We start from the raw sequence: 12,320 nt of genomic DNA on the forward strand, positions 1-12,320 counted from the left end.
CCGCCGCCCGCACCCGCGGTGCAGCGCATCCGACTGCGCTACACCAAGCGCGGCCGCCTCCGGTTCACCAGCCACCGTGACTTCCAGCGTGCCTTCGAGCGCGCGTTGCGCCGAGCCGAGGTGCCCATGGCGTACTCGGCGGGGTTCACGCCGCACCCGAAGGTGTCGTACGCCAATGCCGCACCCACCGGCACGGGCAGTGAGGCGGAGTACCTGGAGATCGCGCTCACCGACGCGCGTGATCCCGGCAAGCTGCGCGTACTCCTCGACGAGTCGATGCCCGCAGGCCTCGACATCATCGACGCCGTGGAGGCCCGTACCTCGGGTCTCGCCGACCGGCTCACCGCGTCCGTATGGGAGATGCGCCTCGACGGCGTGTCACCCGAGGACGCGCGGCGCGCGGTCGACGCCTTCACGGCGGCCGAGACCGTCGAGGTGCAGCGCAAGGCGAAAAACGGTATGCGCACCTTCGACGCCCGCGGCGCCGTCGCGAGTCTGGAGGCGCACAGCGCACGGTCGGAGGCACACGGTCCACAGGCTGATAGGCCTACCGACCAGGCCTGTGCGATACTGCGGCTGGTTGTTCGGCACGTGACGCCTGCCGTTCGACCTGACGACGTCCTGTCCGGTCTTCGAGCCGTGGCCGACCTGGCGCCGCCGGTCCCCGCAGCGGTGACCAGGCTGGCGCAGGGGCTTTTCGATGAAGAGACCGGCACGGTGACCGACCCGCTCGCGCCCGACCGCGAGGCAGCAGCACCTTCTCCGGAAGTCTCCGGGGACACCGCAGCTGCCGCCGCGAAGGCGCTGGCGTAAGGAAGGTCCCGCGTAGGGACGGACGTCGAAGCGCCGCCCTCGTATCCGGGAGCCACCTGGGTCGGGCAGCGCACCGACCAGAAGACTTTCGCCAGGCCGTACGCACACAGAGCATACGGAACCGGCGAGACAGGACACAGAGAGCTCCCGTGCGGCGCCCGCGCCCCGGACGGCGGCACCGCGCAACGCGCGAGCCGCGGACGTCACCGGATCCGCGGCGCCCGGGAGCCTGACGGGAGATCCACCCGCATGCTTGAGCCGACCGACTCCACCGAGCCTTCCACGGGCTCCGACAACAGCACCCCGAGCGACACGCTGCCGCCACGCCGGCGTCGTCGTGCCGCTTCGCGCCCCGCCGGCTCGCCGTCGGCGAACGCCGAGGGCACGGCCGTGGCGGAGACCACGGCGCCGGCCGTACCGGCTGAAACCGCCGCTCCCGAGAAGAGGGCCGCGGCACAGGCGCCGGAGGCCGCCCCGGATGAATCCGCGGAGGCACCGGCCGACGAGGCCGCCCCCGCCCCCCGTGCGCGCCGTCGCGCCACCCGCCGGGCGTCCGCCCCCGCGGGAGCTCCGCAGGCAGCCGAGACCGCGGACGCCACCGCGGTACCGGGCGCCGAGGACGACGAGACCGCCGAGGCCACTAGCGTCGAGACCGCCGCGCCGGCCGTGGCGGCGGAGCCCGAAGCGCCCGCCGAGATCGAGGCCGAGGCCGAGGCTGAGGCAGCTCCTGCTCCGCGTGCGCGTCGTCGTGCCACGCGCCGGGCCACCGCGCCCACGGGTGCGCCGCAGGCCGCTGAGGCCGCTCCGGTCGCCGAGACTCCGGCTGCCGCCCCGGTCACAGTCACCGAGGCGACGTCGGCTGTCGAGGAGACGCCGGTTGCCGAGGTCGAGGCTGAGGCAGCTCCTGCTCCGCGTGCGCGTCGTCGTGCCACGCGCCGGGCCACCGCGCCCACGGGTGCGCCGCAGACCGCTGAGGCCGCTCCGGTCGCCGAGACTCCGGCTGCCGCCCCGGTCACAGTCACCGAGGCGACGTCGGCTGTCGAGGAGACGCCGGTTGCCGAGGTCGAGGCTGAGGCAGCTCCTGCCCCGCGTGCGCGTCGTCGTGCCACGCGCCGGGCCACCGCGCCCGCCGGTGCGCCGCAGGCGGAGGCAGAGGCGGAGGGCGAGACGCCCGAGCCGGTGCCCGCCGAGGCCGCCGCCGAGCCCACTCGTCGCGCCGCCCGGCAGAAGGCGGAGCGCGCCGAGACCCCCACCGCGACCGGGCCCACCGAGGCCGTTGCTCGCGACGAGCGCAGGGAGGCCCCCGTGGCCGCTGCCAGGAACGACCGGTCCGCCGAGACCGAGACCCCCGCCGACGCCGAGGACGCCACCCCGCGTCGCGCCCGTCGCAGGGCCACCCGCAAGGCGGCCGGAGGCTTCTCCGCGCCCGCGCCCCGCAAGACCGCCGAGGAGGGCTCGGCCCGGCGCCCCGCGCGCCCCGCCGTCGCCGTCTTCCAGGCGCCGGTCTTCGCCGAGCCGATGTTCCAGACGCCGGAGCGTGCGGCTGCCGCCGCCGCGGCCGAGGCCGCCGAAGAGGTGGAGGAGGTCGCGGAGCCGGTCCAGCAGGCCGCCCCCGTGGCCGCCGCCGAGGAGGAGGCTGGCGGTTCGCGCCGTCGCCGCCGCCGTGGCAAGGCCGAGGAGCCCGCCGCCCCCGTCGAGCGGGCCCCGGTGGAGCGTGCCCCCGAGGCCGAGGAGCCGGTCGACGAGGAACCCGCCGAGGAGGAGTCCGCCGAGGACGCCGCCGACGGTGACGACAGCGAGGAGAACGGTTCGCGTCGCCGTCGCCGCCGCGGTGGCCGTCGCCGCCGCCGTGGCGAGTCCGCCGACGCGGACGACGACTTCGCCGGCGAGCAGAACGAGCGGGGCGAGCGGGGCGAGCGCGGTGAGCAGGCCGCCCGGACCTCCGACGACACCGAGGACACCGCCGAGCAGGCCGAAGAGGACCCCGCCGACGCGGACGACGACCACGACGACGCCGGTGGCTCAAGCAGCAGCCGTCGTCGCCGTCGTCGCCGTCGTCGCGCCGGTGACTCCTCCGACTCCTCCGGTGAGGTCGAGGCAGGCGACAGCGACCCCGAGCGCACGGTCGTCAAGGTCCGCGAGCCCCGCAAGAAGGACGAGCACCCGAGCGACGAGGTGCAGTCCATCAAGGGCTCGACCCGGCTTGAGGCCAAGAAGCAGCGCCGCCGCGAAGGGCGCGAGCAGGGCCGCCGCCGCGTCCCGATCATCACCGAGGCCGAGTTCCTGGCCCGCCGTGAGGCCGTCGAGCGCGTGATGGTCGTCCGCCAGAGCGGCGAGCGCACGCAGATCGGCGTCCTTGAGGACGACGTGCTCGTGGAGCACTACGTCAACAAGGAGCAGTCGACCTCGTACGTCGGCAACGTCTACCTGGGCAAGGTCCAGAACGTGCTGCCGTCGATGGAGGCCGCCTTCATCGACATCGGCAAGGGCCGCAACGCGGTCCTGTACGCCGGTGAGGTCAACTTCGAGGCGCTGGGCATGGCCAACGGCCCCCGCCGCATCGAGAGCGCCCTGAAGTCCGGCCAGTCGGTCCTCGTGCAGGTCACCAAGGACCCGATGGGCCACAAGGGCGCCCGCCTGACCAGTCAGGTCTCGCTGCCCGGCCGCTACCTGGTCTACGTGCCCGAGGGCTCCATGACCGGCATCAGCCGCAAGCTGCCCGACACCGAGCGCGCGCGTCTGAAGACCATCCTCAAGAAGATCGTCCCCGAGGACGCGGGCGTCATCGTGCGCACCGCCGCCGAGGGCGCGAGCGAGGACGAGCTGCGCCGTGACGTCGAGCGGCTGCAGGCCCAGTGGGAGGACATCGAGAAGAAGGCGAAGAGCGGCAACGCTCCGACCCTGTTGTACGGCGAGCCGGACATGACCGTCCGCGTCGTCCGCGACATCTTCAACGAGGACTTCACCAAGGTCATCGTCAGCGGCGACGAGGCGTGGGACACCATCCACGGTTACGTCGCCCACGTGGCGCCCGACCTGGCGAACCGGCTGTCGAGGTGGACCTCCGAGGTCGACGTCTTCGCGACGTACCGGATCGACGAGCAGCTCGCCAAGGCGCTGGACCGCAAGGTCTGGCTGCCCAGCGGTGGTTCGCTGGTCATCGACAAGACCGAAGCGATGATCGTGATCGACGTCAACACCGGCAAGTTCACCGGTCAGGGCGGCAACCTCGAAGAGACGGTCACCAGGAACAACCTGGAGGCGGCCGAGGAGATCGTGCGCCAGCTGCGGCTGCGCGACCTCGGCGGCATCGTCGTCATCGACTTCATCGACATGGTCCTTGAGTCCAACCGGGACCTGGTGCTCAGGCGCCTTCTGGAGTGCCTGGGCCGCGACCGTACGAAGCACCAGGTGGCCGAGGTCACCTCGCTGGGCCTCGTCCAGATGACCCGCAAGCGGGTCGGCCAGGGCCTGCTGGAGTCGTTCTCGGAGACCTGCGTCCACTGCAACGGCCGCGGCGTGATCGTGCACATGGAGCAGCCGACCTCCGCCGGAGGCGGCGGCAAGCGCAAGAAGCGCGGTCGCGGCGGCGCCGAGCAGACCCACGAGAACGAGCACACGCACGAGCACACGTACGAGACGGAGACGGCCGAGGCCGGCGAGCCGTACGAGACGGCTGCCGAGGTCGCGGCGGAGGTCGCCGAGCCCGTCGCGCTTCCCGAGCCCGAGTTCGTACCGGACGAGGATCTGTACAGCAGCGCCGCCGAGGCGGAGGCCGCGGCCACCCGTGGTGGCCGTTCGCGTCGCCGGTCGAGCCGGCGGGCGTCGGCCCCGGCGGGTGCGCCGAGGTCCGAGTCCCGCAGGTCCGAGCGGGCCGAGCGAGCGGAGCGGGCGGAGCAGGCCGAGCAGGCCGAGGTTCCGACCGCGCAGTCCGTGACGCCGGAGGAAGAGGTCGCGCGTCCGGTTCAGCAGGAGCCGGCCGAGGTCGCGCAGACGGCGCCCGTCGCCGCCGAGGACCCGGTGGTCGAGGCACCGGCCGTCGACGACGCGGCTCCCAAGGGCCGTACGCGCCGTCGGGCGACCCGCAAGGTGTCCGCGCCCGCAGGTTCGCCCACGGCGGCCGAGGAGACCGTGGTGACGGTCTCCGAACCGGCCGCCGCGCCTGCCGCGCCGCCCGCCGAGCCCGTGGAGCAGGCCGCCGAGGCCGTCTCCACGGGTGAGCAGCCCGTCGCCGACAGCGCTGCCCCGGCCCGTCCGAGGCGTCGTGCGGTCCGTAAGGCCACCGCGCCGACCTCGTCCGCCGAGACCGCAGTCGTGGTCGTCCCGTCGGCGCAGCCGGAAGCCCCGGCGCAGGCCGCCGAGGCGCCCGCTGATTCGTCCGGCGAGGACGCCGGGGAGCCGGCCAAGAAGACGGTCCGCAAGGCGGCCAAGAAGGCGCCCGCGAAGAAGGCCGCCGCGAAGAAGACGACGACGGCGGCCAAGAAGACGGCCGCCAAGAAGACCACGGCCAAGAAGGCGACGAAGACCGCCAAGACGGCCGCGAAGTCGACGTCCAAGAAGACCGCGGCGGCGGAGCAGCAGACGCCGTCCACCGTCACCGCCTCCACCGACGAGGACTGACGAGGACCAGCAGCGGCGGAGGCGCGAGCCTCGGCACGACGCCCCCCGACCGGCGGTCACCGCGCCGGTCGGGGGGCGTCGTCGTGCCCGGCGGGGGCGCGGCAGCGGTCGGCGTGTGGGCCGCCGCCGTCACCCGTACGACCCGCGCGGTCACCCGAACTGCCGTTCCGAGCGCCCGGTCTGACATACCGTGACGCGGTTTGGGAAGCATCACGGACATCACATTCACCCCCCGCCCTTGGAACGTGCTTCCGCACCTGTAAAAATCGGGCGGTCATTGATTACACATACACGGGTGTGCGTCGGGGAGGACGCTCACACGTGTCAGGGGAGGGGATCTCATGGCGCGCGTGCGCCTGCAGGGCACGGGGCGGCACCGCGCTGTGAAGCCGGTCAGGGGAAGCCGTCAGGCCGTCGCGCTGGCGACCGTGCTGTCCGCGGCGGGTGTCCAGGCCGGCACGTCGGCGGGTACGGCGCAGGCCGTCGACAACCCGACGTGGACCGAGGGGCCGATCTTCAACGACCCGCTCGGCACGACCGACCAGCAGTACGCGATCCGCACCCGGCTGATCGAGCTGACGAACTCCGCGCTGCCCGGCTCCACGATCAAGGTCGCGGTCTACCACGTCTGGGAGGCCGGCGTCGTCAACGCGCTCGTCGCCGCCAAGAACCGCGGTGTGCGCGTACAGGTGCTGCTCGACGAGTCCAGCATCAGCGACCGTCCGACGAACACCGCCTACGGGACGCTCGCCTCGGGTCTCGGCACGGACCGTACGCAGGGCTCGTACGTCTCGACGTGTCCGGAGAGCAAGTCGTGCCTCGGCGACCCGAGGTTCGGGCAGTCGATCATGCACAACAAGTTCTGGCTGTTCTCAGCGGTGCAGGGCGCCACGAACGTGGTCGTGGAGACCACCTCGAACTCCACGCCGTCCGCGCACACGCGCTTCTTCAACGACGCGCTGCTGCTGCCGAACAACCCGACGATGTACGACGCGTACGCCGACTACTTCGACACGATGGTCGCGCAGGACTGGGAGTCCTGGAACTACCGCACGGTGAGCAACGGCCTCTACAAGGCGTACTTCTTCCCGCGGGCGGGCAACACGCGGGCCACCGACACGGTGTACTCGACCCTCAACAACGTCACCTGCAAGTACAAGGACACCGCGGGGGTCACCCGGTCGACCAAGGTCCGGGTGGCGATCTTCAAGATCACGCGGCTGGCCATCGCGGAGAAGCTGGTCGACCTGAAGAAGGCGGGCTGCTCCGTGAGCATCGTCTACGCGGAGTCGGACAGCGCCAAGAGCAGCGGCGGCACCAAGGGCACCTGGGAGAAGATGCACACCACCGGGGGCCCGACCGTACGCTGCTACAACGACGACCGGGACCCGCTGAACCCCGGCAAGAAGCTGGTCACGCCGTACATCATCCACTCCAAGTACATCCTCGTCGACGGCATGTACGACGGCGTGAAGAACAAGATCAGCTTCACCGGCTCGGGCAACTACACCGGCCCCGCGCTGCGCGAGAACGACGAGTCGATCGTGAAGGTCGACGACGACGCCGTGCACGACATGTACAGGATCCACTTCGACCGGGTGACCAAGGTCGCCTACCCGGGCACCGCGGACAGCACGGATCTGTGCAAGGGCGTGAAGCCGCTGCCGGCGGACGGCGAGCCCACGTAGGTTGCCCGCTCGGGGTGCGGTCGGGGCCCGGTTTGACCCCCACGTCGGGGCCCCGTAGCCTTGACCCTCGGTGTGTTTCTTGATGCACCGCATTCCCGTAAACCTCTTCCTCCTGGTGGCTCGCGCCCCGGGAGAGGCTGCCTGCTTCGCTTTCTTCGGTGGCTGGACTGCGGGGATTCCGATTTCGAGTGAGAGAGAGATCCGCGTGTACGCCATCGTGCGCAGCGGTGGTCGCCAGCACAAGGTTGCTGTCGGCGACATCGTTGAGGTTGACAAGATTTCCACTGCCAAGGTTGGCGACACGGTCGAGCTCTCGACCCTGCTCGTTGTCGACGGCGACGCCGTCACCAGCGACCCGTGGGTGCTGGACGGCATCAAGGTCCAGGCCGAGATCGTGGATCACCACAAGGGTGTGAAGATCGACATCCTTCGCTACAAGAACAAGACCGGCTACCGCCGTCGTCAGGGCCACCGCCAGCAGTACACGGCGATCAAGGTCACTGAGATCCCCGCGGCTGCGAAGTAAGGGACTGAGGAGAGATGGCACACAAGAAGGGCGCATCGTCCACCCGGAACGGTCGCGACTCAAATGCTCAGCGGCTCGGCGTGAAGCGCTTCGGCGGTCAGGTCGTCAACGCCGGTGAGATCCTGGTCCGCCAGCGTGGCACCCACTTCCACCCCGGCGTGAAGGTCGGCCGTGGCAAGGATGACACGCTGTTCGCGCTGGCCGCCGGTGAGGTCGAGTTCGGCACGCACCGTGGTCGCAAGGTCGTGAACATCGTTCCGGTCGTCTGACCGGATCTTTCGCGAGGCGGACCTCACTTCCCGTACGGGAAGCGGGTCCGCCTTTCGCGTGTTTCAACTGAGTAGTGATCATCGAGCGGCGACGATCGGCGAAGACCGTCGACGTCCGCGCGTTGATCATCGATGAGAGATTTCCGTACGTAACTGGAGGCACATCCCATGACCACCTTCGTGGACCGCGTCGAGCTGCATGTCGCCGCGGGTAGCGGAGGTCACGGCTGTGCCTCCGTACACCGGGAGAAGTTCAAGCCCCTCGGTGGCCCGGACGGCGGCAACGGCGGCCGTGGCGGTGACGTGAGCCTGGTCGTGGACCAGTCCGTCACCACGCTCCTCGACTACCACCACTCCCCGCACCGCAAGGCCACCAGTGGCCGGGCCGGTGAGGGCGGCAACCGGTCAGGCAAGGACGGCCAGGACCTGATCCTGCCGGTGCCGGACGGGACCGTCGTCCAGGACAAGGACGGGAACGTACTCGCCGACCTGGTGGGCCAGGGCACGACGTACGTGGTCGCGGAGGGCGGCAGGGGTGGCCTCGGCAACGCCGCGCTGTCCTCGGCCCGCCGCAAGGCGCCCGGCTTCGCGCTGCTGGGCGTTCCCGGTGGCATGCAGGACATCGTCCTGGAGCTGAAGACGGTCGCGGACGTCGCGCTGGTCGGCTACCCGAGCGCGGGCAAGTCCTCGCTGATCTCGGTCCTGTCGGCCGCGAAGCCCAAGATCGCCGACTACCCCTTCACCACCCTCGTCCCCAACCTCGGCGTGGTGACGGCCGGCTCGATGGTCTACACGATCGCCGACGTGCCGGGACTGATCCCGGGAGCCAGCCAGGGCAAGGGCCTGGGTCTTGAGTTCCTGCGTCACGTGGAGCGCTGCGAGGTGCTGGTCCACGTCCTGGACACGGCGACCCTGGAGTCGGACCGTGACCCCGTCTCCGACCTCGACATGATCGAGGAGGAGCTGAAGCAGTACGGCGGCGGCCTCGACCGCCGGCCGCGCATGGTCGTCCTGAACAAGATCGACGTGCCGGACGGCAAGGACCTGGCCGAGATGGTCCGCCCGGATCTGGAGGCGCGCGGCTACCAGGTCTTCGCGATCTCGGCCGTGGCCCACACGGGCCTCAAGGAGCTCTCCTTCGCCCTCGCCGAACTGGTCGGGCAGGCTCGTGCGGCGAGGCCCGTGGAAGAGGCGACCCGCGTCGTCATCCGCCCGAAGGCGGTCGACGACGCGGGCTTCACCGTGGTCCGCGAGGACGACGGGCTCTACCGCGTGCGTGGCGAGAAGCCGGAGCGGTGGATCCGCCAGACCGACTTCAGCAACGACGAGGCCGTCGGCTACCTCGCCGACCGGCTCAGCCGTCTGGGCGTCGAGGCACAGCTGATGAAGGCCGGCGCCAACTCGGGTGACGGCGTCGCCATTGGTCCCGAGGAGAACGCGGTCGTCTTCGACTGGGAGCCCTCGGTCCTGGCCGGTGCCGAGATGCTCGGGCGCCGTGGTGAGGACCACCGCTTCGAGCCGCCGCGGCCGGCTGCGCAGCGGCGTCGCGACAAGCAGGCGGAGCGGGACGAGTCGGACCAGGAGTTCGACGACTTCAACCCGTTCTAGCGGGTCCGCCCTCCGGGCCGGGGTGTGTGGATGCACCGCGGCCCGGGGAGGGCTGATTGCGCCGTTCCCCGCGCCCCTGAGGGTGAGTGGGGGTTGCCCGCGCAGTTCTTCGCGCCCCTGAGGTGGGTGGGGGTGGAGGTTGGTGTGTTGCCGGGGTGGGTGAGGGTTGCCGGCGCCGTTCCCCGCGCCCCTGAAATGAGACGCCTGGGGCGCGCCCCTTCAGGGGCGCGGGGAACGGCGCGACAAGCCACCACCGGCCCGTAGTCGAAGGCGTACCCCTGCAGAACAAAGGCGTGGGGCCCGGAGGTGACTCCGGGCCCCACGCCTTCGTTCTGCGCTCACGCGTTGACGGAGTCCTCCGCCTCGCTCGCGTCCTGCGAACCCTCGTCCGCCGCGTCCTCCGACGCCGACCGCGGCGAAGGGATCTCGGCCGCGAGCCGCGACTCCATCCGCACCCGCCGCTCGTCGGCCTTCGTGCACAGGTCGTCGATCGCGCCGTTGAAGCGGACCATCGACGGCGGGTCGGACGGACCGAGCAGGTGCTCCTTCAGCGCGGCACGGGCCGCCGTGAACTGGTCCTTCTCGGGCCGTCGGACCGACTCCAGGAGCGCCGGCACCCCCTCCGCGCCGGGGGAGAGGACAACTCCCGCCGACACCGTCGGGAACCCCGTGCGGAACGCCGCCTCGGGCATCCCCGAGGTGTTCGCCACCGCGTACGGCTTCTCGCTCGACAGCCAGTCGGACACCACCGACGACACATCGCTGACCAGCAGGTCCGCCTGGTTGAAGCAGGCGAAGATACCCGGCCGCGCGTCCGTGATGATCTGGTGCTCCCACTCCGGGAAGGACGCCCAGTACGCCTTCTCCCAGGCCAGCGTGGCCTCGGCGATGGCGGCCTCGCGGTCACCCCGGGGCACGCCCTGGAGCAGCATCCGCTCCATCTCGTCGGCGCTGGCCCGGAAGTCGGTGGACGTCAGCTTGTCCAACTCGGCCGTACGACGCGCCAGTTCGGCCGCGGCACCGGCCTCGGGGCGAGCGCCCGAGCGCAGCGCGGCGGCCTCGCGGATCATCGCCTTGATGCGCTCGTTCGCGGCGCCCGCGCGCAGATCGACGGAACCGGTCATCGGGTGCGGCTTGTAGAGGAGCCGTACACCGTCGTCGGCCAGCAACTGCCGGACGATGTTCTCGCCGGCCAGCACCACGGACGTGTTGCCGGGGTTGCCGTCCCAGCCCTCCCACGTGGGGGCGTACAGCACGGTCGTGAACGCGCCCGTCGGCGCCCCCGAGTAGGGGCGGATCGGCGCGAGCTGCGGGCGGCCGACCTCCACGATGTCCTTGTCCTCGACGCCGACCTCGGCCAGCGCGTACCGCTCGCGGGCCGCGGGACCGGCCACCCACACCTCGTCGTACGCCTTCGCGTACGGGTTGCAGGAGGACAGCTTGTCGCTCTCGCCGTGGTTGATGAAGGCGTGCTTCACCGTGGGAATGCGAAGGACCTGCGAGGTCTTCGCCGCGTTGGCCGGGTGCAGCATCATCTTGAGCGTCGAGTTCTCCAGCGAGAACATCGTCGAGACCTTCGGGAAGCAGATCACCGGCACGTCGGTGGCGTCGATCTTCTGCACCATGAACCGCTCGCGCAGCACGATCAGCGGCTTCGCGTCGACCGCGGAGACCGTGGAGAGCCACATGTTCGCCTGGTACGCGGAGGTCGTGCCGCCGGAGAAGTACATGGCGACCGTCGGCCGGTAGTCGGCCAGCCAGTTGTCCAGCCACTCCATGACCTTCTGCTCGCTCAGGGCGCGCTTCTTCGGCAGCAGCCAGGTGGCGAGGTACGCGGTGCCGCCGCCGATCAGCACGAGGGCGACACCGAGGCCGAGGGCGCCCCACAGGGCGTCCTCGGTGGCCGCGGTGACCATCAGGCCGATCGTGGTCGGGACGGAGAAGGTGAGCAGCCGGTGACCGGGGCGGCGGGCCAGGATGCGCGGGGGAGCGGCGGTGAGGCGCAGCGCGGACGCGTCGATGTTGCGGGTGACGATCGGCAGCGTACGAGTGCGGCGGACCATCACGGCGGCGGCCTGGCAGGCGAAGTGCAGGGCGTAGAAGACGCACAGCCCGACCATCAGCGGCGCCTGCTCGCGCGTCGGGCTGATGCCGTCGATCCGCAGGAGCCCTACCAGGATGATCATGTCGCGCAGCAACTGCCGGACCGTGGCGTCGAAGCGGACCTTGCCGAGCAGCGAGAGCAGCCCGGGATCCCGGTACTGCAGGAACACGTCGAGGGCGAGGCCGGCGGCGCTCACGGCGACGAACACCGGGACGTTCGGCAGCAGAGCGGAGACGATCTGAGCCGTGAAGAGCGCGAACATCAAGAGCAGCGCGGACAGCTGCACGATGCGGCGGGTGGCGAGTCCGGCGGAGGGCACGGAATGGGCTCCTGCGAGGGGTGCGGCGGATGGGGGGAGGCGTGGAGGTCGGGCCTCGCCGTACCTCCCTGAAGGCCGTACGGGAGAGGCCGATCCCTGACCGTATGACCTCTGCGGGTCGCCTAGCAATCTTGCGTGAGAACTATCACCGGATTTGGGTTTAAAACGACGAGAAGCCGTGACGCTCCCTTCCCGCCCTCCGCGCGCGCCCCCGCCGACCCGCCTCCCCGCGTCCGCCCCTCGAAACACGCGGGCGTCCGCCGCCCTGCGTCCCGTAGATTGCACGAACCGGACAGGTCGCAGGTCGGACCGTGGGGAACGTGGGAAACATTGGGGTACAGCGTGTCAGCGGCTGGGCGGGCGGCAAGCAGGC

7 protein-coding genes are annotated in these 12,320 nt (G+C 71.0%); 6 read left to right on the forward strand and 1 reads right to left on the reverse strand.

Annotated features, from left to right (window positions below):
- The first annotated feature begins 18 nt into the window (after positions 1-18).
- From ACIOKD_RS23545 to obgE, 6 genes are all read left to right on the forward strand, one after another.
- Positions 19-813, forward strand: coding sequence for a TIGR03936 family radical SAM-associated protein (locus ACIOKD_RS23545; protein ID WP_402087246.1), 795 nt, complete (start codon positions 19-21; stop codon positions 811-813).
- 249 nt (positions 814-1,062) lie between these two features.
- Entirely contained in the window at positions 1,063-5,433 is a 4,371-nt protein-coding gene (locus ACIOKD_RS23550) for an Rne/Rng family ribonuclease (RefSeq protein ID WP_402087248.1), read from the forward strand.
- Between the two features lie 341 nt (positions 5,434-5,774).
- Entirely contained in the window at positions 5,775-7,121 is a 1,347-nt protein-coding gene (locus ACIOKD_RS23555) for a phospholipase D-like domain-containing protein (RefSeq protein WP_402087250.1), read from the forward strand.
- A gap of 205 nt (positions 7,122-7,326) precedes the next feature.
- Complete coding sequence (gene rplU / locus ACIOKD_RS23560; RefSeq protein WP_402087252.1) at positions 7,327-7,647, forward strand: 50S ribosomal protein L21; 321 nt, start codon at positions 7,327-7,329, stop codon at positions 7,645-7,647.
- 14 nt (positions 7,648-7,661) lie between these two features.
- The gene (gene rpmA, locus ACIOKD_RS23565) at positions 7,662-7,916 is read left to right on the forward strand and encodes a 50S ribosomal protein L27 (RefSeq protein ID WP_402087255.1); all 255 of its coding nucleotides are present in this window, start codon (positions 7,662-7,664) and stop codon (positions 7,914-7,916) included.
- A gap of 168 nt (positions 7,917-8,084) precedes the next feature.
- Positions 8,085-9,524, forward strand: a complete 1,440-nt coding sequence (gene obgE / locus ACIOKD_RS23570) for a GTPase ObgE (protein WP_402087257.1) — start codon at positions 8,085-8,087, stop codon at positions 9,522-9,524.
- 338 nt (positions 9,525-9,862) lie between these two features.
- On the opposite strand, the gene ACIOKD_RS23575 is transcribed toward obgE, so the two are convergent.
- Positions 9,863-11,947, reverse strand: coding sequence for a hypothetical protein (locus tag ACIOKD_RS23575; protein WP_402087260.1), 2,085 nt, complete (start codon positions 11,945-11,947; stop codon positions 9,863-9,865).
- Between the last annotated feature and the right edge of the window lie 373 nt (positions 11,948-12,320).

Source organism: Streptomyces sp. NPDC087844 (assembly GCF_044742785.1).
Lineage (GTDB): Bacteria > Actinomycetota > Actinomycetes > Streptomycetales > Streptomycetaceae > Streptomyces.